Origin of the sequence: Yersinia frederiksenii ATCC 33641, from assembly GCF_000754805.1 — a bacterium.
Taxonomy (GTDB): Bacteria; Pseudomonadota; Gammaproteobacteria; order Enterobacterales; family Enterobacteriaceae; genus Yersinia; species Yersinia frederiksenii.
This window is the reverse complement of sequence record NZ_KN150731.1, coordinates 3,814,905-3,840,887: the sequence shown is the minus strand read 5'-3', so window position 1 is coordinate 3,840,887 and position 25,983 is coordinate 3,814,905. Positions and strand designations below refer to the sequence as shown.

Here is a 25,983-nt window from a genome sequence, read left to right as displayed (position 1 = left end):
TTCAATCCAGCCCGATGACCAATGCAGCATTCGCGCCGCCAAAACCAAAGCTCAGGTTTAGGGTGTTGCGTAATGCCGCTGAACGATGCCCTTCGCTGATGTAATCAAGGTCACATTGCGGGTCGGCATTCTTCAGATTACAGGTGGCTGGCATCATCTGATGTTGCAAAGCTTGCAAACAGATAATGGATTCAAAGCTGCCTGCTGCTGCAATCAAATGGCCTGAATAGGATTTGGTACTGGACAACGGCGTGGTATAAGCCGCGTCACCAAATGCCTGTTTAATGGCTTGAGTTTCATTCAGATCGTTAAGCTGAGTGGAGGTGCCGTGCAGGTTAACGTAATCAATGTCATCGGCACTCAAACCCGCCTGCTGTAAGGCATGTTGGATAGTTTTCACGCGGGCCACTTTATCTTCTGCAGGTGCTGTGAAATCAAAGGCATCGGAGTAGTTACCGTAACCTTTTATCTCGCCGAGGATATGAGCGCCACGGGCAATAGCCCCTTCCCGCTCTTCCAGACACAGCACTGCCGCCCCTTCGGACAGCACAAAACCATTGCGGTCTAAACTAAACGGACAGCTGGCTTTGCTAGCATCTTCCTGCTCGCGCGCCAGTGCGCCCAAGATATCGATATTCCACACTGCGGCATCACTGCGCAGTGATTCTCCCGCTCCCGCCAGCATCATGGACGCTCGTCCGCTACGAATGATTTCAAAGGCATCACCAATGGCAATGGTACCGGTGGCACAAGCGGCGATCGGTGAGTTCTGGTAACCGCGCAATCCCCAGTACAAGCTGCATGCCGCCGTCCCGGCATTCGGCATTGACAGGAAACAACCGAATGGGGTACCCAGCCCGGTTTCCAGATAACCTTCATAGTTATCATGGGTTTCATCCTGACCTGCCCAGCCACTGCCGATGATGGTGCCGCAATCGAGCAAATCGTAATAGTCTGCCGGGGACTTCTCGGCAAAGGCCATCGCCATGGCTTCTCGTGCTGCAGCCAGCGCCAGTCGGGCATAGCGCGGCAGGCGGCGGCGTATCGCAGCGGGTACCGCTTTCAAATTAGGCTCTGCATCAAGCAAGCCAAAGAATCGCGATTTAATCCCCTGCTCGGATTTATCGTAATAACGGTAACCCAATTGGTAATCCATAATCGCCGCCCAGCTCTGCTGCGCGTCCATACCCATTGGGGTCACACTGCCATAGCCAGTCACTACAACCCGGCGCTGTTTAACGGTATTCGTCATGATTTAATTCCTATACTTTCCCTGCTGCTATCAACACCGCCACCTAAGGCTAACCACAATTTCATGGTGGCATTCAGGTAGTTATATTGAAGTTCGAGCATACTGGTTTCACTGGTCAGCAGGGCATCCTGCGCATCCAGTAAGGTCTGAAATGAGACTGCACCTGCCTGATATTGACTGCTGGCTAGGCTCAGTCGACGTTGGCTGAGTTGCAGGTTCTGCCACTGATTCTGTTTTTGTTGCTGATAACTCAGCCGTTGGGTCATTGCGTCATCTACATCTTTCAGTGCGCTGTAGACCTTGCTGCGAAAATCGACCGCTGCCAATTGCACGTCCAGCTTTGACTGGTCGATGGTAAGCTGCACGGTATTCCACTGTAAGAAAGGCAATGCGCTGTTAACACTCAGTGTCCGGCTTGGGTTGCTAAACCATTGTGAAAATACCGAACTACCGGCATCCAAGGTGGCCCCCAGTGAAAGTGTCGGGTAGAAATTCAGTTTGGCGACATCCGAGCCGGCTAATGCAGCACGTAAACGCCACTCGGCAGCCTGTACATCAGGCCGCAGTGCAATCACCTGTAGCGGTAAACTTTCGGCGATCGGCACCTGCTGTTGTAAATCCAGTGCCTTACGTTCGGCCTGACGATAATCAGGTGCACGATTAAACAGCAATGCCATAGCATTGCGTGCGGCTTCCCGCTGCTGTTCGAGATTGTGATACTGATTTTGACGTTCCAGTAAGGTCTGTTGCGCCTGTAACAGCTCGATTTCACCCGCATCTCCCGCCTCTATGCGCGAGCGCACGATTTTGAGGGTATCTTGCGAAATAGCCACTGCCGCCTGCTGGTAGCCCAACTGTTGATTGAATTTAGCAATCTGCCAGTAGAGTTGAGCAGTGGTGCCAATCAGTGAAAGCGCAGTTTCCTGCCGATCTTGTTCAGTCGCATTGACCAGCCAAGCCGATTGCTCACGGGCACGGGCTAATTTACCCCACAGATCCAGCTCGTAGCTCAAGCCAAATGAAGTGCTGTAGTTTTCTCGTGGCTGAGTATTTTCATTCAATGATCGAGTATTACTGCCAGTGCCCGTCAATGTGACACCAGGATTCAAATTGGTATTCGTCAGCCCCGCCGTTAAGCGCGCCTGCTGCAATTTCAACCCCGCGGTCGCGAGGTCATTATTGCTGATCAACATACGGCTGATGCTTTCTGACAATTGCGGATCATCGAAATTTTCCCACCAGTGCACACTGTGGTGCAGGTAGCCACCACCACTGTCTTTGACTCGCCACTCATCAGGTACTGACAGCATGGGACGCTGATAATCACTCTTCAGTAAAGAACCGCAACCGGTCAGCAGCAGGGTAATAATCCCAGCGTTAATTAATTTCATCATTCTCGTGCCAGCGCCTCGGTTGGATGCAAACGAGCGGCATTGCGCGCCGGGAAAAAACCAAATCCCAGCCCGATAAGCGCGGAGAAACTACAAGCCAACACTAACGGCGGCCAGGTGAAGATCATGGTAAAGGTCTGGGTAACCCAAGAGAAAATCACCCCTGCCAGTGCAGAGCCAACAATGCCAATCAGGCCGCCGAGGGTGCAGATCACTACTGCCTCAATCAGAAACTGAAGCATAATGTCGCTCGGTCGTGCACCCACGGAGAGACGAATACCAATTTCATGAGTACGCTCAGTCACCGACACCAGCATGATATTCATCACACCTACCCCGCCCACCAACAGAGAAATAGCGGCAATCGAGGTGATCAGCAGTGTCATGGAGTCAGATGTTTTCTGAATCGCTTTGCTCATCTGGTCATTGCTGAGAATGAAAAAGTCCCGCTGACCATGGGCTTGCTCCAGCAACTTTTCGACATCTTGTTGCACATCATTCAGCGAGTAACCTTCACGAACCCGCACCGAGATCGACTCCAACGGAATATCCCCCGAAATACGCTCGGTCAGAGAGGTATAAGGCATCCAGGCGGTTAATAAGCCCCCGAATGATGAATTGCCGCGCTTGGCAACGCCCATAACGCGTAGCGGAATACCATCCAACTGAACAATTTCACCAATCGGATTTTCTCCAGCAGCAAACAAGGTATCACTGAGCTCAGGTTGCAGAATGACCACTGGCTCGCGGGCATTAACGTGGCTCTGGGTAAAACCATCACCGGCCATAAAATTCAGCCCTTTTACCTGAAAGAAGCCATCACTGACCCCAGAGAGCGAAACCATCACTTGTTTATCGCCCCGCACCGCGGCAACCACTTTGTTCACAACGGGTGATAAGCTATCAACATAAGGCTGGTGGCGAAGCAGCTCAACATCGCTGGGTGAAAGTGCACGTTCAAAATCAGGCCGGGGTTTATCCCAACCTAACCCTGGACGAACATCCAGATTACTGGTTCCCAGTTGACTGATTTCATTCAGGATTTCCTGACGAGCCCCTTCCCCAACCGCCATTGAGGACACCACCGAAGAGATGCCGATAATAATGCCGAGCATCGATAAAAAAGCACGAATACGGTGCCCAAGCAGTGAGCGCCAGGCCATTTTGATAGCCTCTTTGACACTCAGCCACCAGTGTGGACGGCCAGTGGCGACGGTCGCGGGCAGTGCTGCATTGACAGCCGCAGCGCCGGTAGCCTCATTATTACGATCAGAAATAATTTCACCGTCACTGATCTCGATAATACGCTGCGCCTGATTAGCGATATTGCGGTCATGGGTCACGATGATAATGGTGTGCCCGGACTGATGCAGGCCGTGCAAAATCCCCATCAACTCCTGCCCGCTGGTGCTATCAAGTGCCCCGGTCGGTTCATCGGCCAGAATAATACCGGCCCCATTCATCAGGGCACGGGCGATACTCACTCGCTGCTGTTGCCCACCGGAGAGCTGCGCCGGTTTGTGCAGCAAGTGCTGGCCAAGGCCTAAACGGCGCAACAAATAAGTCGCGCGATCCTGGCGCTCATCCGCACTCATTGCGGTATATAGTGCCGGGATAACCACATTTTCGGTCGCTGTTAAATACGGCATTAAGTGGTAGCGCTGAAAAATAAAACCAATGTACTGGCTGCGTAATTGCGCCAGTTGTTCACTGCTGGCCTGCCGCGTCGGGATGTTATGAATCGACATCTCCCCTTGCGTCGGTTTATCCAGGCAGCCAATAATATTCATCAGTGTTGATTTACCGGAACCAGAAGCACCAATAATCGCCACCATTTCGCCACGGTGAATCGACAATGAGATATTCTTGAGTACCGCAACCGACGCGCTGCCAGAAGCAAAATGGCGATAGATCCCCTTGAGTTGAATCAACGGGGCGTGGTTGGTGTCATCGTGATGAACAGGATTAATGTCCATTATTCACTCCCGACGACGCACCACTGAGTACAACCTGCTCACCCTGATCTAACCCTTCTTTCACTTCAGCATATTGACTATCACGCAGGCCAATAGAAACCCAGCGTTCGGTAGTCTGTTGGTCTTTGGTCACCTGAATACGATAGCGTTTGTCTGCTTTGGGCTCTGAAACAGGTTGCTGTTCACCTAAAGCAGCCAGTGGCACGCGCAACACATTTTTAGCTTGTGCGGTAATGATGAAGACCTGCGCAGTCATTGATGTACGCAATAGCCGCTCATGGTTGGCAATGCTAAATAGCCCGTTGTAATAAACCGCAGAAGGCTGCTGGTTGTTTGCTTGCCCAGAACTCTCTTCACGCAAGCTGTCTGCGGAGGCTTCCTGAATAGCATCCATCCGGCTCTCGTAGCGGCGCTCAGGGTCAGCCACCACGTAAAACCACAAAGGTTGTCCGACACTGACTTTGAGGATATCGGTTTCTGAAATCCGCGTCTGTACTGTCATGGTATCGACATTTGCCAATACCATAATGGTCGGCGCAGTTTGTGAGGAAACAATAGTCTGCCCCTCTTTGGTGACGATCCCCAGTACTTCACCGTCAATAGGTGCCATGATGCGGGTAAAACCGAGATTAGCTTTTGCGGTCTCTAAAGCCATTTGGCTTTGTACAATTTGTGCTTCATTAACATTAAGTTGCGCTAACTGACTGTCATATTGTGCCTGCGCTTTTTCCAGTGTACTTTGTACGCCAGAGCCCTCTTTTGCCAACTTCTGCTGGCGACGGAGTTCGAGCAAATATTGACGCAACAAAGCTTGAGTCGCCTGCTTTTGTGCTTGCGCGCTTTGTAATTCGGCTTCCGATTTACGCAATTCGTTTTGCTGCAAGGTTGGATCAATTTCAGCCAACAATTGACCACGAGTGACGCGCTCACCCTGTTTGACATAAAGTTTAGTGAGCTGCCCGTTGACCTGCGCCCCCACATTGACCTGCAGTGAAGGTTTTAAACTGCCACTGGCCATGACATTACGTTCAATATCACCGCGATCCACAGTGGCGGTTAACTGCGGCGCATCTTGTTTATCACCCGATAACAACAGAGCCACGACCCCACCGATAACCAGCAGCACGATAATCAGCAGGGCCAGCGCTAATCGCTGTTTTTTGTTCAACATATTGATACGCATCAGTTTACCGCCGCTGGAGTAAGATGACCGGATACTACTGGCTGAATACAACGCACCAGCTGTCCGTCATTTAGGCGGACGATTTTGTCAAACATCGGCAGCACACTTTCACTGTGAGTCACGGTGATCAATGTTTTCTGATATTCACGGCAATGGTCCAGTAAGGTCTGCATTACCTGCTTAGCCGTCTCTTCATCCAGATTGGCCGTCGGCTCATCCAGCACCAGCACTGGGCAGTCGCTGTACATCGCGCGAGCCAGTAACAACCGTTGGCGCTGCCCTAAAGAGAGTGCCGAATGGCTTTCACGTACCAACGCACTGAGGCCACCTGGCAATTTATCGATAACATGAGTTAATTGCAGACCTTGCAGTGAGCGCTCAATACGCTGGCGTTTTTCGGCATCAAAATGCCCATCAAACAAGGTGATATTTTGTAATACCGAGGCATTAAACAGGATATCTTCCTGACTTTGCAGGAAGAACAGCGCATGGGCCTGTTGAAAATCAACTGGTTCCCCATCCACGATAACTTGCCCTTGCTGTGGCGGCATCAGCCCTGCCATCACTTTCAGCAAGGTACTTTTCCCGGCACCGGATTCCCCCACGATCGCCACACTTTGTCCACGCGTCAGTGACAGCGACAAATCACGCAATACCGGTTGGCTGGCATCGTAAGCAAAACGAATATTTTGATAAACCAGCTGATGGTTAAACACCGGCGGAGCTTTCGGTACTGCTGAGCGACTTTCTGTGGGTGTCGGTTGTCCGGCTGGGAATAAGTCGCGCGCGCGGATATCAATGACGTGCAATTGGTTCTTCTGCAAAATGGCATAGAATATTTTAGTGATGTAGGAGGTGAAAATTTCGCGCACAAAACTATAGGCAAAAAACTCCCCCAGACTCAGTGTCCCTTGCTTTAACAATGGCAAGGCAAGCAGCATGAAGAACACCATTTCCAAGCTGCCAATCAGTTGATAAAGGCTATTTTTAACCTGATCGTAGATTTTCTTCTTCTGTAATGCCGTGAACAGTGACAGCGCCAGACCGGCAAACACCCCTTGGCGTTGGCTGGATAAACCGGCAGATTTAATGGTAGAAAAACCCTGAATACTCTCCAGAATAAAATCGCTTTGCTCAGCACCTTTCACTTGCAATTGCTGGGTGTAATAGCGGTCACGATAGATGGCCCAAATACTGATAAGCCCCATCAACATCACACCGATAGCCGACACCATTGCCAACAGTGGGCTCATATAGCACATCACTGCCAGTGCAATTGCGCCGATGATCCAGTCGGTACGCAGGCCATTATCCAGTTCGATTTTCTGTGTTGCAGCCATCTGCCAGTTGGAGAACCGGCTGAAGATGTCACCCGGCGCTCGCTTATCAAAGAAGTTAAGCGAGTGACTGAGTAAACGGGAGAAACCGGCCACACTGTTAAGCACCACAAAGTGTTTGATATAACGCTCGGTGATATATCGCACAGCAAAAGCTAATGACGTCGAGACCACAAAGGCCAATAGAAAATAGAAATAAGGAAAATCTTTATCGCCCGCAGAGGAAAACACATCATTAATAGCGCTGCTGACCATGGTCGGCATAATAAACAGAGTCAGAGAGATCAAAAATGCCAGCGTCATCAGCCAGTAGATTCCACGGATACTCGCCGTCTCTTTTAAGCTCATGCAGTCGAGTGCACTGAGCCGCTTACTTTGTTGAATTTTCTTCACAGCGTCTGGATCTGCCGGAGTTTCAGGGTCCAGTACCAACGCGTAACCACTGATTTCTGCTTTTAAGGCATCCATTGGCAGCAACTGCTGGCCAATAGCCGGGTTCATTACGCAGACATAGTTACCTTGGCGGTAGGCGAGCAACACATAATGGTTGGCACCATAATGCAGAATGGCCGGCAGCGGTAACGCTGACAGCTCCTGATGTTCAAACACCACCGGATAAGCCGGTATGGCCAGTTCAGACAAAATAGTACAAAGCCTGGCCAGTGATGTGCCATGCCCTGAGGCAGGATAACGCTCACGCAAGCTTTCCAGTGGTGCATCAATGCCTTGCGTCTGTGCCAGCATCGCAATACAGGCCAAACCACATTCATTGGTTTCGCTTTGAAAAACTAGCGTTGGGATTATCTTTTCCATTTTCTACTATTCTTTGTAGGTAACATTATTCATTAATAAAAAACAACGAATGTGAGTGCCATAGCAGCCAATCTTGTGGATGCTTCGTCATTGATGTTTCAATCAATTCGGGTAGTTTATTTTTAACTTCCCGTGCATTAAGCGCTGGATAAACATGGATTTTTATTCCTTTGTCGTAATACAGATAATAAAAAACCACTTGCGCTGAAAGTGCTCTGGCCAGGCGGATAATTCCACTGTGTAAATTGGCAGGGCGACCGAACAATTGGCAGGGAATTTTGGCGGTTTCGGTCGTCTGGTTATTGACGGTGTAATCCGGTGTAATATCCGGAAAAATCATAATATTTCGCTTATGCTCTGCCGCTTCCATAATGGCGTCCATCAGGTTGCCGGCAATAGCACGGCTATCCGCATGAATAGAGCAATAGGAGATATTCACTCCCCCCATTTGCCGAGCTTGCTCTTCATATGCTTCTGCGCTGGCTGAAACCACCACCGTCGCCAAACCTGGATAAGTGCCCGCACCAACCATACCGGCGAGCACATCTGAGACCATATGCAGAGGTGCCAGAATCACTGGAGAACCCGCTTCGTGCAGCGCACTGACTTGGCTATCCAACTGCTGAGTACAAGCCGCCAATTGAGCTAAAATCCGCCGATTCTGCCCAAAGGTTGCTGCCAACTCTAATACCTGACGACGTTGCGCGGTACGGATAAAACTGCGTGCCGATGGGCTTTTCTGCCCGGTCAACAAACACTGACTATTAGCCGCAGCCACCCGAGCCAGGTTCTTCTGACGCCGTGACGACAAACCGAAAGCCCGGCGCAAAGCACCGAGCATCAGTAAAATGCGATAATCGCCATGCCGTAATAACCCGACAGCCAGTTTGGCTTGCAAGTGAGTCAATGCTCGCCCACTGAAAGCCAGCTTATCTAGCTGGTTTCTCCAGGCGAAATAACCCCATACGGCTAACAGTCTCATTATTTCTCCAGCGCCTTATCGTGCTCGAGTAATGACAAGAGATGATCTGAGAACTCTGGGAATTGACGATCCTGTAGCGCTATCCATTTTTTACCGACAATAAAGGTCGGAGTAGCGTCAATTTTGTAATGCGCGGTGACTGCCGTCATATACGCGATCAATTCTTTAACTTCAGCTGACTGGCTTACTTGCTGATATTGGGCAACATCAATGCCATTGGCTTTTAGCCAGGTTTCGAGTTGGCTGTTATCACTCAGATCAATGTTGTCTTCAAGTACCGCTTTGTAGGCACTTTGGCGATGCTGCGATTCAATACCCATGACGGATAAAGTCGCGAAAATAGGTGCAAAACGCCCCAAGCCGGTGGTTTTATCACTGCTGATATGCAGGCGAACAAAACGCGTCCCTTCTGGCATGCGGTTTTCTAATTGGGTCACATTCTCTTCATTGATGGCGCAGTAATGGCAGCCATAAGAGAAGATCTCGATAATAGTTTTATCGTCTTTGATTGGGCTGTTTTCAACTTCACTGTTGCTGACAGCGAATAGGGTTTCCTGTTCATCCTGATTAAGAACGAAATAGTGGAAATAGGCCGTTGTTATCAATGAAGAAATAAGGATAACTAACAGTGTATAGCCTATAAAAAATCCCTTACTCCTAAACATATTGTATTTGGTAGACATAGTTAATTTTATTCACAATCAGAGTTCAGGTAAGACATAAAATAGAGTCAAATGACATTTATGCCCACGAAATAATCTTTCTAACATTCAATTAATGCGAAAATTCTTGAATTTAAGCATCGATGACACATTTGAAGAAATAAATAAGGCAAGTACAGAAATTCCTCCCGCACTTGCCTGGGATACTATTAAATATCGATAAAAATTAACGAATACTTAATTTATATCTTATTTGCAGTTAGCAATGTTGGTCGCTGTAGCAGTACGGCTAGTGACTGTACCGTGCTTGTCAGTACAAGTAGTAACAGCCTGGCAAGTCAAAGTAGTACTACCTGACAGCCACTCATAAGTATCTTTACAAGTTACACCAGTACCGCCAACGATTGTATTTGCTTCAGCCATGTTCATTTTTTTCATGAGAAAAATCCTTAAAGGAAAATAAAAATTTATAGCCTATTATCTAATAGCCCATTGAAGTATGCGTTTTAAATATCAGGTTTATCCCAACACTTAATTAATATAACGCACGAGATCCATACTATAACAACAATAATACAAGTTACAACATAAAATAACATTTATTTAATTTAAATTAATAGATAAATAAATGCCGCAAGGGTTCGCCACCATATAAAAATAACAGCAACGAAATCTTGACTCATGGATATAAAATAACGACTTGGAATCGTTATTTTATATCTACAATAATTATGCACGCAGGGAACACATATGCATATATATCACTATTTACTGGTATGACATAATCACTACTCCACTACCAGTAAACGAGCCAGCATCAGGTAATGCGGGTGCGTGCAATGTCGATTCAATCAAGAACGGGGTATTCCCCACATTCCCTGTGACTGTCACACCACCGGATAAATCTTGCCCTGACACTTTTAATGTCGATGTGAGATTGCCATTTTGTCCAAGAGGAATACTTTTCCCCCCCACAAGGGTCAACTTCACCGATGTTCTGACAGTACAGTTGATAATTAATTGTTCACTCTTTATTGCACCATCAACGGCTTGTTGACTAAGCGAACCATAATTAATATACACATCACCGGTTACCTCACAGGTTTCTGGAGTCGGCGGGACCGCGCCACAATAAGAGCCGGGAATAACCCTACCAGTGGTATTATTTCCAGTCGAGCCTTGCCAATACATCACACCAAAACAACTACCGGCGGCATACAACGGCAGAGTAGTATTCGTGCTCCAACTTCCCGACACCCCATTTTTAGCAACAAAGGCCGCTCTCATAACCTCGGCAGTCGCCCCTTGAGAAACAAAAACTCGTGTCAATGCGTTCTCCGGGTTACCACATATTTCAGCACCGGGCGCCGACGAGTAGTGACATATCGCCACAGAACAAGTTGCAGCAGTACAAAGTACCCCCTGCATTTCTTCGCTCGGCCAAGAATATGTCCCTTGGTATTGTTGCCCTACCCGCGTTTGGGTCGACACCCAGGCACTGGCCTGGCTATAAAGTGGAAATAAAAACAGCACGCAAGCAATTAGCCAGAAATATTGACTACTTAAGCGTATATTAGGCTGTGTCATTCGTTTAAGTTCCATTGTCTCTATCCGCATATCGGCATTTAAGCTGTTGATAATAAATTTCAGCATTGAAATATTCTTATTGAAATAAAATTAGTGGGGGAACCCATTAATAATATTGCAGATTAAATGTTGCGACTGCATTGAACTCACCGCGTTTAATTGTGCGTTGAGCTATAGCGTCTGGTTCACCTCTGACATAAGCTTTCAATGTAATAATATTAGAACCCGTATCCAGTGGAATATCGTCACTGGATTGATTCAGTGGCAACGCTTTTCCTGCCATTGTTTCAAGACCAATAGCAATCCCCACATCATTACCATCAACCGCTAATAATCCCGGTAACTTAACGCTGTCATTGCCCGTGAACATAATATTGGCAGTAGTGCCTAAGCTGATATCGCAATCAACCAGATGAATTTGAAACTGTTTACCTAAGGTACGCTGATTCGAATAAAGATATTTATCGACTACCGTGCCAAAGTTCAGACTAATAGCCTCATCACCAGGGCGAATTGTGCACGGCTCAGCCACTAATGCGCCATGAAAACGCATATTATCCGCCGCTGATACCGATATAACGCCAAAAGCATTCAGAACCAGAACACTTAAAATAATTCGCCCGTGGCGCATCAGCAGATTTAAATTAGTCATCATTTGATCCTATTGGTAATCCACTAATAATGTAGCGGTAGCCTCAAAGGCCCCTTCACTTAATGTTGCCCCCGCCGCCTGAACAGGTACAGCGGTCAGAACTGGCGGATTATTTTTGTCATAAGCAACACGCGTATTAAGTACAAAAGGGGTACCATTCCTCATTAAACGAATACCCAAGTCTTGGACATTGGTTTGTATTGCGGAGGAATCAAATGTGGTAACCGACGCGCTAACAATCGTCAGACCTAATTCCAAGCCGCCAGAAACAGGATCACACGTAATGCTGTAAGGCACATTCTGGGTATAATTGGTGCCATCAATCTTTTTCACCCCCAGATTTTCCCCAAAAAACACATCTATGGTGTCACCACCGCTAATTACGCAAGGTGGGGGATTAATTAACGAGCCGGAGAACAGCATGTCATCGGCATCCGCTAACGAACTACTCAATGCAAAAACAACAGCAACAGAACAGCATGATATCAGTGAGATATTTTTCATTACTGATACTCCACAACCATGGTCGCTGTACCGTAAAAATATCCTGTACTCAACGTCGCCCCTGCTTGCTTAACCGGTACTGCCTGTAATACCGGTATCGTCGGGTAGGTGAACGTAAATGTAGAATTCAGTGTTAATGGCTGATTATTTCGTACTAACTTGATGCCCAGGTTCGAATTACTCGTTTTCAAGACCGTAGTATCAAAGCCCGCACCATCACCCTTAATCGTCATTTTTAGCGAATTGGACACCGCACTCGTACAATTCAATGTATAAGTCACCGGTTTTATATACTGAGCACCGTCAACATGCGAAGTCAGGATATCATCACCAAAATCAACGATAATGGTGCCAGTGTTGTTAATCACACAAGGTGGTGGGTTAATTAACGTGCCCGAGAACTGCATGTTATCCGCATACGCTAACGTACTACTGAGAGCCAGAACCACAGCAACGGAACAACACGATGTGAGTGAATTCATTTTCATTATTGGTACTCCACAACCAAGGTTGCTGTGCCGGAAAAATATCCCGTACTTAACGTCGCATTTGTTTGCTTAACCGGTATTGCCTGTAAGACAGGGACAGCTGGGTAAGTAAAATTAAATGTGCTGTTAAGCGGCAATACTTGCCCACCCTGTATCAATTTTATGCCCAGGCTCGAATTACTGGTTTTCAACACTGTGGTATCGAAATTCGCGCCATTACCCTTGATGCTCATTTTCAGTGCATTCTTTGCCGCCGCAGTACAGTTCAGGGAATAGCTCACTGGCTTCATATACTGAACACCATCAATGTTTGACGTCAGCAGGTCATCACCAAAATTAACGTTGATGGTATTGTTGCTATTAATCACACAGGGCGGTGCAGCAATAATACTGACCGAAACATTAACCGTTGCAGTCTTATTTAGCGCCCAAACAGGGCTGCTAAATAATGTCATTGTTCCTACGATGGCCGTCATCCCAATCATGGCCTTCATGACCATCGGGGTCAGCCGGGTAACTAATCCCTTACAAACAACAGCCATCCCATATTCCTTATTGCTATTATGACCATACTTAAGCAGTGGTTATTTGATGCTTTCAACCACGGAACACGTACTGCCCGCACAGCTAAAGATCAGCTTTGGACGACCGCCGAAATCATTGACATAAGTCAGTACAGGTTTGCTCCCTAATGCAGCGGCGCTAACATCCAACATGCCCTGGGCTTTTGGTGCGATCATCAACGGTTTGAAACCCGCTGCAGTTTTCCCAGCTTTACTATCACTGGCATCTACCAGAGTGATGTAGTACGGCGTCGGGTTATTAACTTGATAACGGTCGCCCTGACGAGTCAGCTGTAACTTTTCCTGCCATGGTGTCGACATGTCGGCCTTTTGGGGCACGATGCTGGTCGGACGATAAAAAAGTTTAATGCGCGTTTGCAGAGCAATCTGCAAAGTATTGGGCTTGTCTGAACGCGGCGGAATTTCGCGCAGGTTAAAATAGAACAGCGTTTCCCGGTCTTGCGCCAACTGGCTCACTGCAGGCAAAGTCTGTACTTTTAACTGGCTGAGAGCACCTGGCTCAACACGCTGAACCGGTGGAACCACCGTCAGTGGAGTATTGATTTTGTTACCCTGCTCATCCTCAATCCAGCCCTGTGCCAGATAAGGCAATTGCTTATTCTGGTTGCTGATGTTCAGGCTGATCGATTTATCACTGCCATTAATGATCGCCCGAGTTCTGTCCAGTGCGATCGCAGCTGTTGCTTGCTGAGTGATAAGTGCCGTCACCAGAATCGTGGTGATACGCAATTTGTTATTCAATTTCATTACCTTATTTCCTTCAATTATTCATGTCAGAACCAGATGGTGCCAATCGTCTTCTTTTATGTGGACGAGCGGCTATCCGCAGGGTTCATTACTCAACGGTTCTACTGTGACACCGGGGGCTTATCCCCAACCGCTATCGGCTGGCAAGGCAACAGTAAATTTGCCAGCACTGCCGGAGACAGCATCTTCGGTAGAGTGACGCTGCATTGCGCCTGCCCATTCCACTGTACTGACATGGTTTCACCGGCTTTGATCCCACTGAGATAAGTAGAACCGTCGTCGTTAACAATGCCGGTTTCTTGCTGATTTTCATTTAATACAGTTGCCCCGAATGGCGGCGATGTACCGTCTGCCATGCGTATCATGGCCATCGCTTTTTCACCGGAAATCACATTAAAGCGGCGATAACCGATGGCACCTTCAGTCAGGGTAACCTGCGCGACTGTTCCTCTCGCCTCAACATCATCTGCCAGGTTATCAATATCAATACTGGCTCGGTTGCGGTAATAACTGTTCACATCACCGACTACCGCTTTACCAAATTGGTTGGTGCGAATTGTTGAGCCATACCCTTGCACCGGCACACCGGCTACACCTTGGGTATCAAGCAGTAATCGGGTACCACCGAGCGTATTAACCCGATGTAGCGCCCCACCCTCAGCAGTGACTGTTGCGCCACCCTGAATACCGATACCCACAGAAGAATATTGCCCTTCTTGATAACTGGCATTGGCGTTAATATCCGCACTATTCCCTATGTGGTTGTAGTTACCACTCACTAACGCGCCGCTACGTGCCACACCGGTATTGACCTGGTAATTGTTGTGAGCATCGATACGGTCGGCATATCCCACTCGCTGACTGTTTTCGCGGCCATTGACTGTCGCGCTATAACTGATTGTTGCGCTGTTGCCAAACGGCATGGACATAGATAAATACATCCCATCGTCGTTATTTTCGTTATAACGGTTGCGATACGCTGACAAAGTAATACTGACGTTCTTAAATTTACCTACATCAAAATAGCGAGCTAACGACAAGTTATAACGGTCATTAGCCGAGCGATCCCAATACGTCTGATGGCTATAGTTCAGATACGCACTCAACCCCAGATCACGGAACTGCTGGTTGAAACTGACGGTATACATCTCTTTATTGCCACCCACGTTATCGCCACGATAACGTGCATCAATATATTGGCTCATACTCATAAAGTTACGTTCAGAGAAGCGATAGCCCGCAAACGTCACCTGACTGCCGGTTTCCTGAAAGTTTTTTGAATAGTTGACTCGATAAGAGCCACCACTCAAGGTGCCTTGGTCCGGTAAGGTCGCCCAAGATTGGGTCATATCCACCGACACCGCACCAAACTCCATCAAGTCACGACCAATACCCATGGACGCCGCTTGGTACTCGTTTTCACCACTGATCCCACCGCCAAACAGTGACCAGCCGTTATTGATCCCCCAAGAAAATTCCCCAGTACCAAATACCGGCCCTTCAGCCTGATGGCCCATCTCAGAAGGCCTACCCGCAGCAACTCTGTAACGCACCATTCCTGGGCGAGTCAAATAAGGAATACTGGCGGTATTCACTTGAAATTGTTGAACTTGTCCATCAAGTTCTTCTACACGAACATCCAGTGCCCCGGACACAAAACTGTTAAGGTTCTGAATACGGAAAGGACCTGCGGCAACCAAAGTCTCACTCAATACACGCCCTTGCTGACTCACAACGACGCGCGCATTGGTCCGAGCCACACCGGTAATTTCTGGTGCATAGCCACGTAAATTCGGCGGCAACATATTGTCATCAGTCACCAAACTGACACCGCTAAAGCGAAAACTATCGAAAATAGCGGAGTTCAAGAAATCCTCACCCAACGTCAGCTTGGCACCCAAATTAGGTATCGCACGGTAGGCGTAAAAGCGGCTCCAATCCCATTGACGTTCAGTTGGCGAACCAGAAACCTCATCAATACGCGTCTGCCAGTCAGCACGAAAACGCCAGGCACCCAAGTTAGCTCCAGTCGTACCATTACCGCTCAAACTATTGTTGCTGGTATTGTTCGTCTGTTGGCGGTTCAGTTGCCCTAACAAGTTGTAATCGAAAAGAACCCCAGAAATACCCTCCTCCCAACGTGAAGGTGGATCCCAATCAGGTTCGCTGTATTCCAGCCAAGCTTGCGGCACACTCAAATAAAGTGATGAAGTGGCTAAATCGCCTTGCACGGTCAGACCAGGCAAGCTGCTGATATCCAAACACTCCCCATCACGCCACCAAGTTAGTTTTTTAAAGCTATCTTCTTTCAGTGCCAGTAATTCAACCAACTTGGGTGTTAAACATGCCTCACTTTTTTTAGGGTCTTTTTCCGCGGCATAAAATGTTACTGGCTGCTCACCAATATCTTGCTTATTCATATGAACCAATAAGTTATAACTCCCCGGCATGATAAAACCACGTTGGGAGAATTGGCTCAGATCGAAATTGGCTCGATCCTTGGTGTCCAATACATCGGTATTAAACTGAATATCATCACTGGCTAACGCGCCATAAGCATTGCCACTTAACGCAACTACGATCAAAATGCGTAATAAATCACGACGGGCAATACCGGTGGTGATGGAACGAGCGGATAGCATGGGATATGTCACCTTACTCATTGAAATCAGTAATAATCCAATGTGAAACGAACGCTAGAATGATAAGTTCCAGCACGCAGCATCTTGCCATTGCCCACTAAACGCAGGGCATAATTGAGTTTCATATCAGCAGGAATAATATTTATTTCCGGTGACGCGACGCCAGGAATAGAAGCATTGCCTTTATCATCAATGATTTGCATTGCAATCCCTTCGGCTTCACCGTAAACCGCATAATTACTACCGTCCGCTGTACCGTCAAAAGTCACGGTAAAGTGCTGCCGGTTAGATTTGCTCGAATCAGCATGGGCAATAGTGCAATCATTCAGACGAATCTCGAATGGATGATCATTTCCCACACCGTTTTGGACTAACTGACCTATTGGCAAGATCGCCATATCAATGGTCTGTTCCAAACTTCCTGGATCTATCGCACAAGCAGTATCAATAATACTTCCTTCCATACTCACGCGGCCCCAGTCTGTTTTCATGGGGTCAGCCATTACCGGTAAACTCAGTAATGACGCCATCAGTAAGGAAGGAGGCACTAGCAAAAAAAATGACTTGGACATAAATCACCTAACTCACCCAACACGTATCTTTCTCAGGAGAAAAAGACATGCGGACGAATCCGCATGCCGAATTAGAAAAGGGATACTTATTGGTAAGCCAGCGTGAAGTCTGCAACGCTAGAGAAACTACCTGGTTTGATCGCGTCAGAAGCAGTGCTGCCCTGCAGGTAAGCAGAGAATGCCAGGGTGTTGTTACCAGCAACCAGAGTCTGTTCGCCAGTTGCAGTACCCAGAGTAATTACAGAACCTGAACCATCAACGATTGCGATACCAGCGCCTTCAGCAACACCAGTGATGCCCAGCAGGCCAGGTACTGCTACTGATTCCATACCGCCGAAAGTGGTGGTTACAGTTTTCAGAGTAGAGATGTCGCAGTTTTCCAGCTTGATGTTGAAATCATGAGCTGATGATTTGCCACCATTCTGCAAAGCAACGTTAGAGATCTGGCCCATTTCAACAGTCTGTGAATCAGAACCCGCAGCGATTGAGCAAGGTGCATCAATGATGGAACCATTGAAAGTTACAGTACCTTGGCCTTGATCAGCAGCGTTAGCCATAGAAGCAAAACCTAATACCAGTGCAGCAGCCAAGATAGTTTTATTCAGTTTCATTACATGATTCCTTTATACACAATTAAAATTTTGCCCGCCGATTTACCTCAATAAAATCAAGGTAAATACCGCTTCGAAGTAGTTTAAAAATAAATATTCATGTGGTTTCTTATCGATTAAATACGAGAAGTTTAACCAAGAACTACATAGAGCCATAAAGTCGATGAGAAGACATTGATGAATGCCTACATCATTAAGAAAACATTTAAATAACGTTAAAGCCCTTTTTGTTCGCCGCAGATAATACAAATATAGGAGACTACTTCATAGCTATTTAATTCAAATAACTAAAATTCAGAGTCTTTAACTTAATTAACTAATTTAACACAATAATATCGATAACTTTGATCGATAAACATTGCACCTTCGACATATAGCACTGCGAAAAGAAGCAAATCGACACATTAGATCGCTAAAAGTCGCTTTTTCGAAATTAATGATTGCTTATTCCATAAGTCAAATTATAATCGATATTAAATACTCGTCATTGTAATGCCTGAAGCAGAAAAAGCTTAATAATAATACAGTTAAACCTTGCTAACTCTTTGAGCCTCTATGAGATAAGCGAGGTTTTTTTATGTCAAAAAAAACCGTAACCACATGAAAATAAACATAAAAAAATATAAAATTCAGTTTTTCCATCAAGCTTAAAAAAACATATTTCATTTACTAGTTGAATAAAAAATAGTATTTATTAACCACAAAACCCGTGTCTAATTGTTAAATTTAACAAGTCGTTTTTCATGGTAAAAATAAGGATCTAAAAAAAAAGAAGAAATAAATAAGAAGTCATTTCATTTGTCGTATGAATTATCTTTTTATTTGTAGGAAAAATCCCACCACCAGGTGAGAAATATAAACAAAAAATTGAGAATATAAGAAATAAAACATTCTCAAAATATACATCGCATGAGGAATTAAATAATGAAACCCAAGGATAAACGGAAAGAAGAAGTTATGGGAATTTTGGAAGAGCATTGTAATGCTCTAAAGGAGCAGTTTTCTGACACACCACCTCCTGTTATTAATTGGCCAAAAACCAGAGAACTTGCTGACAAAGCACAGTTGGATATTTACACGGCGAGGCTGGTATTAATGAAACTGGTCGACGAGAACAGAGCCAAAATGTCCGAAACTAAAGTTATGAATTCATTACGTTGGTTTATTGCTCATCCAACGGAAAAGTAAACATAGTCACTATTAATAGTGGTTATAAATCAAACATAAAATAGTTAGTTAACTGACTATAGTGCATTACTTTGTTCGAAAAAATACTAACCACATGAAAATTATGAAATTTCCATTTATAAGACCTATTTTATCCGGGCAAAGAATTAACCTTGTTATTACGGTGGTTGTGGCCATGACCTTTATTGCCATGATGCACTATGAAATCAATCGAGGTGGTTCAGGCCTTCATCTTCCCACCAATATAGTCATCTGGGCCATGATGGCACTCCTGGCGATAGCACTCTATTGGCCGCACAGTGAAAAGACCTACTTCGTGAATCCTTCGAGCGATCGGTGGTTACTGTTTGGGGCATTATTGCTGACACTTCCAGGGTTATGGCCCACCTCATTACAATACGTAGGCGCTTGGTTACCTCGGATTCTGGGTTTGTGGGGGGGAGTCATACTGCTGCTGGGGCTGTTTCGTCTGAAGCTAAGTAACAATACGCGGCAGGGCTGGCTGCTGCTGATACTTCTGTCAGCCTGGGGACAAACCATACTGACCCTACTGCAATGGTTTGTTTTTACCTCTGATAACTGGATGGAGTTTGATACCGCACAGCGCCCTTATGGGATCTTCCAGCAAACCAACGTGCTAGCCAGCTATCTGGCAACAGGTTACGCCATCGCAACCTACCTATTTATAATCTCTAGCCGTCGGGCCATTCGTGGCATAAGCACTCTCACACTGCTGGTTTTCCCTGGTGTCTTAATGCTTTTGCAATCACGGATTGGCTGGCTCGGCGGAGTGACTACCTTAGTTTTACTTTCCCTCTATTACTGGCGTCAACGGCAACTAATCGGCTTGTGGCTTTGCAGCCTACTGAGCTTACTGGCCGCTTTTTACCTGCTAGAGATTAAAAGCACTTTTCTAGTATCAAAGGATGGCAGCAATGCCGACCGCTGGTTAATACTGGAATATACTTGGCATATGATACAGCAGCACCCTTGGCTAGGTTGGGGAATGGGCCGTTTCGAATATGCCTTTGCCCACACTTTGGCGCAGGCTGGGCTGGTGCCCACTCACTATACTTATCCTTCTCACCCCCATAATGAAATTCTTTATGGTTGGGCTGAGGGTGGGATCGTCGCACTGATCGGAATGTTGCTATTGGCTATCGGATATATCAAGCCACTGTTAGTTCAACCCAAGAAGGTTTTCCCTTTTTGGGTGCTTAGCTTACCGATAGCCTTACACCTGATGACTGAGTGGCCTCTTTATCAATCCGCTGGTCACTGGTTGGTACTGATTTTACTGGGTCGGCTGATGGTTCAGGAAAACATGCTGGTTGCAGCAACATCCACTGCGAGCTTATGGCGGCGCTGGCTGCATGGCGCTATTGTTTTATCGGCGTTCTGCACTCTGCTATTTATGCTGACAGGTTTCAAAACTGGTCGGGTACTGACACTCTCCGAAAGAAGTGGTTTAGTGGATATGCAGCCACTAGATAACCTGATAAATCCCTATATCCAATGGGAAAGATATCAATATATCCGTCATATCAACCTGTTACTGCAATTTAATCACAACCCTGATCCGGCGTTCCTGACGCAGTTCAGGATGTGGGCAGAGCAATACATTCAGCTTCACAATGACCCCAATGTTTATCAAAGCCTTATCATGATTACCCAGTATCAGAATGATATCGCGCAAGCCAACCAGTTGCGCCAGGCTGCTCAAGCTCTATTTCCTGGTAACCCCATCTTTAAATAACCCCAGCCAGATTCGCAGTCAGTATTGTCAGCCCCTTAATCAAGGGGCTGATTTTCGTGGCTACGTAAGGTTAGAGTTTTTACCTATGTCAGTTTTCGGGCTGCTAAGCTAGTATATCGGCTGGTAAAAGGACTTGATAAGCGGTAGCAAGATTCCCGTGTTAACCGTAAAATCATGTGATGCCAACGATAATAATAAAAATCACAACTAACTTTAAATTCAATGGATTATAGACAAAAGCCGCATGAATAATACCGATAAACTCGACTCCCACACGCCGATGATGCAGCAGTATCTACGGCTCAAAGCCCAGCACCCTGATATCCTCCTGTTTTACCGGATGGGGGATTTTTATGAACTGTTCTACAGTGATGCCAAGCGGGCTTCACAACTGCTGGATATTTCACTGACCAAGCGGGGAGCATCAGCCGGTGAACCCATTCCGATGGCAGGAGTTCCCTACCATTCGATAGAAAACTATCTGGCGAAACTGGTGCAGTTGGGTGAATCCGCGGCTATCTGCGAGCAAATCGGTGACCCGGCCACCAGCAAAGGCCCGGTCGAGCGTAAAGTCGTGCGTATCGTCACCCCTGGCACCGTGAGTGATGAAGCTTTGTTACAAGAGCGACAGGATAATTTATTGGCCGCTATTTGGCAGGATGCCCGTGGATTTGGTTACGCAACCTTGGATATCAGCTCCGGCCGCTTTAGAGTGGCAGAGCCCGCCGACCTCGAAACTATGGCCGCCGAGCTGCAACGAACCAATCCTGCAGAGCTACTTTACCCAGAAAACTTCGAGCAAATGTCGCTGATCGAACATCGGCATGGCCTACGCCGCCGCCCATTATGGGAATTTGAGCTGGAAACAGCTAAACAGCAGCTTAATTTGCAATTCGGCACCCGTGATTTAATCGGTTTTGGTGTGGAACAAGCGCATCAAGCATTACGTGCCGCAGGTTGTCTGCTGCAATATGTTAAAGATACTCAGCGCACTTCCCTGCCCCATATTCGTGGTTTGACGATGGAGCGCCAGCAAGATGGCATTATTATGGATGCCGCGACCCGTCGTAATCTCGAATTGACGCTGAATTTGTCAGGTGGAACTGAGAATACACTGGCCGCAATCCTTGATTGCAGCGTGACCGCGATGGGCAGCCGTATGCTCAAGCGCTGGCTGCATATGCCAATTCGTGACATCAACATCCTCACTGACCGCCAGCAAGCCATTGGTGGTCTGCAAGATATTACTGCCGAACTGCAAGCGCCATTGCGTCAAGTCGGTGATTTAGAACGTATTCTAGCGCGTTTGGCCCTGCGTACAGCCCGTCCAAGAGACTTGGCTCGTATGCGTCATGCTTTCCAACAGTTGCCGGAGATTCATCGCTTATTGCAACCGGTGAATGTTCCCCATGTGCAAAACTTACTATCACAAGTTGGTCAGTTTGATGAATTACAAGACCTACTGGAGCGCGCAATCGTTGAAGCACCGCCGGTACTGGTGCGTGATGGCGGCGTTATTGCACCGGGATATAATGCTGAGTTAGATGAGTGGCGGGCGCTAGCCGATGGTGCAACTGACTATCTGGATCGGTTGGAAATCCGTGAACGCGAAAAGCTGGGGCTGGATACACTAAAAGTGGGTTTTAATGGTGTACATGGCTATTACATTCAGGTTAGTCGTGGCCAAAGTCATCTGGTTCCTATCCATTATGTCCGCCGACAGACTCTGAAAAATGCTGAACGCTACATTATTCCTGAGCTAAAAGAGTATGAAGACAAAGTTCTAACCTCCAAAGGCAAAGCGCTGGCCATTGAAAAAGGGCTATACGAAGAGATTTTCGATCTGCTATTGCCACATTTATCCGAATTGCAAACCAGCGCCAATGCTCTGGCTGAATTGGATGTACTGGCGAACCTGGCTGAAAGAGCTGAAACACTTAACTACAACTGCCCTATTCTGAGTGATAAACCCGGGATCAAAATTACCGGTGGCCGCCATCCAGTTGTCGAACAAGTGCTCAGTGAACCCTTTATTTCCAATCCACTGACCTTATCACCTCAGCGGCGAATGCTGATCATTACTGGCCCAAACATGGGTGGTAAAAGTACCTATATGCGTCAAACTGCATTAATTGTTTTGCTAGCGCACATGGGGAGCTATGTTCCTGCAGACCAGGCAACCATTGGCCCGGTCGATCGCATCTTCACCCGCGTCGGTGCGGCTGACGATCTGGCCTCTGGCCGCTCGACTTTTATGGTGGAAATGACAGAAACCGCCAATATTCTGCACAATGCCACAGAACAAAGTCTGGTATTAATGGATGAAATTGGTCGTGGGACATCGACTTATGATGGTTTGTCACTGGCCTGGGCCTGCGCTGAAAATCTGGCTAGCCGGATTAAAGCCATGACCCTGTTTGCTACCCATTACTTTGAGCTGACCACCTTGCCGGAAAAAATGGAGGGCGTGGTCAATGTTCATCTTGATGCACTGGAACATGGTGAGACCATCGCCTTTATGCACAGTGTGCAAGATGGCGCAGCCAGTAAAAGTTATGGATTGGCGGTGGCAGCACTGGCCGGTGTACCGCGAGATGTGATTAAGCGGGCACGACAAAAGCTGAAAGAACTGGAATCGCTGTCAAACAATGCCGCCGCAAGTAAAATTGATGGCTCACAAATGACCTTGCTCAATGAAGAAGTGCCGCCAGCGGTTGAAGCATTAGAAGCGCTGGATCCCGATTCACTGTCGCCGCGTCAGGCACTAGAGTGGATTTATCGCCTGAAGAATATGGTGTAGTGCTCTCTAAAACAGCCAGTAACGGGTCAAAAGGTCAGTGACAGGCATAAAAAAACGGTGAACATCAGTTCACCGTTTTTGTGTTTTATCAGCAACATTTATTCACGGAACAACGCTTCAATGCTCAAGCCCTGCCCTTGCAGAATTTCCCGCAAACGGCGTAAACCTTCGACCTGAATCTGGCGGACACGTTCACGTGTCAAACCAATCTCACGGCCAACATCTTCCAGTGTTGCAGCTTCATACCCTAGCAAACCAAAACGACGAGCCAGAACTTCGCGCTGTTTTGCATTCAATTCAAACAGCCATTTCACGATACTTTGCTTCATATCGTCATCTTGCGTAGTGTCTTCTGGACCATTTTCGTTTTCGTCAGACAGAATATCTAACAAGGCTTTCTCTGAGTCGCCGCCTAAAGGTGTATCAACAGAAGTGATACGCTCATTAAGACGTAACATACGGCTCACATCATCAACCGGTTTGTCGAGTTGCTCAGCAATCTCTTCAGCGCTCGGTTCATGATCCAATTTATGAGAAAGTTCTCGTGCGGTACGCAAATAAACGTTTAATTCTTTAACGATATGGATAGGCAAACGAATAGTACGGGTTTGGTTCATTATTGCCCGTTCAATTGTCTGGCGAATCCACCAAGTGGCATAAGTGGAAAAACGAAAACCGCGTTCAGGGTCAAACTTTTCCACCGCACGGATCAGGCCGAGGTTACCCTCTTCAATAAGATCCAGCAGCGCTAAGCCGCGATTACTGTAACGGCGGGCAAAATAAACCTCTTCTTCTGCGGTCAGCAGCGGCGAATAACCAATCTCACCAAGATAGAGCTGTGTTGCATCCAGCACTCGCTGAGTAACACCTTGCGCCAACAGCTCATCTTCTGCTAACTCACTTTCGGTAGGTTCATCTTCAACTAATGCTTTTTCGTCGAAAATTTCAGTTTCCGTACTGTTTTCGTCAAAATCAACATCTTCCTGCAACTCGTTAACTTTCAGCGTATTTTGGCTCATATGCTGCTCCTACCCGTGAATCCGGCGAGCAGAATACAGCGTATTCTGCCCAATCTATCGCTGCGGAAGGTAACGCAGCGGGTTTACGGATTTCCCCTTGTAACGAATTTCAAAGTGCAATCTTACTGAACTGGTTCCGGTGCTACCCATGGTTGCTATTTTTTGACCCGCCTTCACTTCTTCTTGTTCCCGGACCAGCATTGTATCGTTGTGAGCGTAGGCGCTCAGGTAATCATCATTGTGTTTGATGATGATAAGATTACCGTAACCACGCAGTGCATTCCCGGCATACACAACTCGCCCATTTGCTGTAGCGAAAATTGGTTGACCACGAGAACCGGCGATATCAATCCCTTTATTGCCCCCTTCGGAAGCTGAGAAGCTATCGATCGTTTTACCTTCAGTTGGCCATTTCCAGCTACTCACTGGACCACCATTACTGGTAGGGTCACTGATGACACTGCTAGGTGCAGTAACAGGGGCGGTCGTTGCGGCAACTGCTCCTGCTGCTGGTAACATTTTACCAACATTCTGTTTACCCGAGTTTTCAGAATACGCGCTAGTTGATTGAGAATCAACCATTGTAGTTGTGTTCTGAATATTTGCTGGCGGTTTTGTCATTCCGCCTGATGTGGCATCAGTTGCAGCTAACATCCCACCGCTAGAACCATTACCAAGTTGGATGGATTGCCCCACATTCAGGCTATATGGCTCAGCAATATTGTTTTTTGCCGCCAGATCTCGGAAGTCATTTCCGGTTATCCAAGCAATATAAAACAGCGTGTCACCGCGTTTAACGGTATAGGTATTGCCGTTGTAACTTCCTTTGGGGATATTGTCGTAGCTACGGTTATAAACTATGCGCTCACCTGAACTATTGGTGTTCGAGCCGCCTAGCATGGTATCTGAACGATCACCACCGACACTGCTAATTGGTGCAGAGGTCGTATTATCATTGCTACAACCCACCAACCATAAACTCATAACCGTACATGCCGCGACCCGGCGTAATGTAATCATTGGGCTTCCCGTGCTCATGCTTCCCCCATGACAGCAATAATAAGCGATATATCAAAAATACCTTTTACACTGTAGTTATCAGTGGTCGATAGTTAAAGTGCTCAACTGACGATAATCAACAACATCAGTCTGATAGCCACTACGCCACTCATTTTCGAGTTTTAAAAGGTTCCACAGTGTGAGCCACATCTATACGAGCCCAAACTGAAGAGACAAA

General features: G+C 47.0%; 22 protein-coding genes. 3 read left to right on the top strand and 19 right to left on the bottom strand.

Annotated features, from left to right (window positions below):
* Nucleotide 1: 1 nt before the first annotated feature.
* The 17 genes from DJ58_RS04865 to DJ58_RS04945 all read right to left on the bottom strand — a co-directional run bounded on the left by DJ58_RS04865 (nucleotide 2) and on the right by DJ58_RS04945 (nucleotide 17,983).
* Nucleotides 2-1,252 carry a beta-ketoacyl-[acyl-carrier-protein] synthase family protein gene (locus tag DJ58_RS04865; RefSeq protein ID WP_032910015.1) on the bottom strand — a complete coding sequence of 417 codons (1,251 nt, stop codon included), beginning with the start codon at nucleotides 1,250-1,252 and terminating at the stop codon, nucleotides 2-4.
* A complete protein-coding gene (locus tag DJ58_RS04870; RefSeq protein ID WP_032910071.1) occupies nucleotides 1,249-2,643 on the bottom strand; it encodes an efflux transporter outer membrane subunit in 1,395 nt (464 codons plus the stop codon). The genes DJ58_RS04865 and DJ58_RS04870 overlap by 4 nt, the downstream gene beginning before the upstream one ends.
* Complete coding sequence (locus DJ58_RS04875; RefSeq protein WP_032910014.1) at nucleotides 2,643-4,619, bottom strand: MacB family efflux pump subunit; 1,977 nt, start codon at nucleotides 4,617-4,619, stop codon at nucleotides 2,643-2,645. Before DJ58_RS04875 ends, DJ58_RS04870 begins: the two co-directional genes overlap by 1 nt.
* A complete protein-coding gene (locus DJ58_RS04880) occupies nucleotides 4,609-5,802 on the bottom strand; it encodes an efflux RND transporter periplasmic adaptor subunit (protein ID WP_032910013.1) in 1,194 nt (397 codons plus the stop codon). The genes DJ58_RS04875 and DJ58_RS04880 overlap by 11 nt, the downstream gene beginning before the upstream one ends.
* Nucleotides 5,802-7,952, bottom strand: coding sequence for a peptidase domain-containing ABC transporter (locus tag DJ58_RS04885; RefSeq protein WP_004706303.1), 2,151 nt, complete (start codon nucleotides 7,950-7,952; stop codon nucleotides 5,802-5,804). The genes DJ58_RS04880 and DJ58_RS04885 overlap by 1 nt, the downstream gene beginning before the upstream one ends.
* A gap of 25 nt (nucleotides 7,953-7,977) precedes the next feature.
* Nucleotides 7,978-8,934, bottom strand: a complete 957-nt coding sequence (locus DJ58_RS04890) for a lysophospholipid acyltransferase family protein (RefSeq protein ID WP_004706302.1) — start codon at nucleotides 8,932-8,934, stop codon at nucleotides 7,978-7,980.
* Entirely contained in the window at nucleotides 8,934-9,617 is a 684-nt protein-coding gene (locus tag DJ58_RS04895; protein WP_161598494.1) for a DsbA family protein, read from the bottom strand. The genes DJ58_RS04890 and DJ58_RS04895 overlap by 1 nt, the downstream gene beginning before the upstream one ends.
* A 228-nt stretch (nucleotides 9,618-9,845) precedes the next feature.
* On the bottom strand, nucleotides 9,846-10,034 hold the full coding sequence (locus tag DJ58_RS04900; RefSeq protein ID WP_004706301.1) for a DUF4762 family protein: 189 nt from the start codon (nucleotides 10,032-10,034) through the stop codon (nucleotides 9,846-9,848).
* Nucleotides 10,035-10,364: 330 nt separating this feature from the next.
* Nucleotides 10,365-11,198, bottom strand: a complete 834-nt coding sequence (locus DJ58_RS04905) for an MrpH family fimbial adhesin (protein WP_072186932.1) — start codon at nucleotides 11,196-11,198, stop codon at nucleotides 10,365-10,367.
* Nucleotides 11,199-11,289: 91 nt separating this feature from the next.
* Nucleotides 11,290-11,835 carry a fimbrial protein gene (locus DJ58_RS04910; protein WP_032910012.1) on the bottom strand — a complete coding sequence of 182 codons (546 nt, stop codon included), beginning with the start codon at nucleotides 11,833-11,835 and terminating at the stop codon, nucleotides 11,290-11,292.
* A gap of 9 nt (nucleotides 11,836-11,844) precedes the next feature.
* Entirely contained in the window at nucleotides 11,845-12,339 is a 495-nt protein-coding gene (locus DJ58_RS04915) for a fimbrial protein (protein ID WP_004706297.1), read from the bottom strand.
* Entirely contained in the window at nucleotides 12,339-12,827 is a 489-nt protein-coding gene (locus tag DJ58_RS04920) for a fimbrial protein (RefSeq protein ID WP_050299553.1), read from the bottom strand. The genes DJ58_RS04915 and DJ58_RS04920 overlap by 1 nt, the downstream gene beginning before the upstream one ends.
* The gene (locus DJ58_RS04925) at nucleotides 12,827-13,369 is read right to left on the bottom strand and encodes a fimbrial protein (RefSeq protein WP_004706296.1); all 543 of its coding nucleotides are present in this window, start codon (nucleotides 13,367-13,369) and stop codon (nucleotides 12,827-12,829) included. Before DJ58_RS04925 ends, DJ58_RS04920 begins: the two co-directional genes overlap by 1 nt.
* Before the next feature lie 42 nt (nucleotides 13,370-13,411).
* Entirely contained in the window at nucleotides 13,412-14,158 is a 747-nt protein-coding gene (locus tag DJ58_RS04930; RefSeq protein WP_004706295.1) for a fimbria/pilus periplasmic chaperone, read from the bottom strand.
* 101 nt (nucleotides 14,159-14,259) lie between these two features.
* On the bottom strand, nucleotides 14,260-16,800 hold the full coding sequence (locus DJ58_RS04935; protein ID WP_004706294.1) for an outer membrane usher protein: 2,541 nt from the start codon (nucleotides 16,798-16,800) through the stop codon (nucleotides 14,260-14,262).
* A 26-nt stretch (nucleotides 16,801-16,826) separates the two neighbouring features.
* The gene (locus DJ58_RS04940; RefSeq protein WP_004706293.1) at nucleotides 16,827-17,330 is read right to left on the bottom strand and encodes a fimbrial protein; all 504 of its coding nucleotides are present in this window, start codon (nucleotides 17,328-17,330) and stop codon (nucleotides 16,827-16,829) included.
* A 128-nt stretch (nucleotides 17,331-17,458) separates the two neighbouring features.
* Nucleotides 17,459-17,983 carry a fimbrial protein gene (locus DJ58_RS04945; protein WP_004706292.1) on the bottom strand — a complete coding sequence of 175 codons (525 nt, stop codon included), beginning with the start codon at nucleotides 17,981-17,983 and terminating at the stop codon, nucleotides 17,459-17,461.
* A gap of 924 nt (nucleotides 17,984-18,907) precedes the next feature.
* Here DJ58_RS04945 and DJ58_RS04950 point away from each other — a divergent pair.
* From DJ58_RS04950 to mutS, 3 genes are all read left to right on the top strand, one after another.
* Entirely contained in the window at nucleotides 18,908-19,171 is a 264-nt protein-coding gene (locus DJ58_RS04950) for a hypothetical protein (RefSeq protein ID WP_004706291.1), read from the top strand.
* 190 nt (nucleotides 19,172-19,361) lie between these two features.
* Nucleotides 19,362-20,927, top strand: coding sequence for a PglL family O-oligosaccharyltransferase (locus DJ58_RS04955; protein ID WP_370447132.1), 1,566 nt, complete (start codon nucleotides 19,362-19,364; stop codon nucleotides 20,925-20,927).
* Nucleotides 20,928-21,171: 244 nt separating this feature from the next.
* The gene (gene mutS, locus DJ58_RS04960) at nucleotides 21,172-23,727 is read left to right on the top strand and encodes a DNA mismatch repair protein MutS (RefSeq protein ID WP_004706289.1); all 2,556 of its coding nucleotides are present in this window, start codon (nucleotides 21,172-21,174) and stop codon (nucleotides 23,725-23,727) included.
* A gap of 98 nt (nucleotides 23,728-23,825) precedes the next feature.
* Here mutS and rpoS read toward each other — a convergent pair whose 3' ends face one another.
* The gene (rpoS, locus tag DJ58_RS04965) at nucleotides 23,826-24,746 is read right to left on the bottom strand and encodes an RNA polymerase sigma factor RpoS (RefSeq protein WP_004706288.1); all 921 of its coding nucleotides are present in this window, start codon (nucleotides 24,744-24,746) and stop codon (nucleotides 23,826-23,828) included.
* 54 nt (nucleotides 24,747-24,800) lie between these two features.
* On the bottom strand, nucleotides 24,801-25,766 hold the full coding sequence (gene nlpD / locus DJ58_RS04970) for a murein hydrolase activator NlpD (protein WP_004706287.1): 966 nt from the start codon (nucleotides 25,764-25,766) through the stop codon (nucleotides 24,801-24,803).
* Nucleotides 25,767-25,983: the final 217 nt, after the last annotated feature.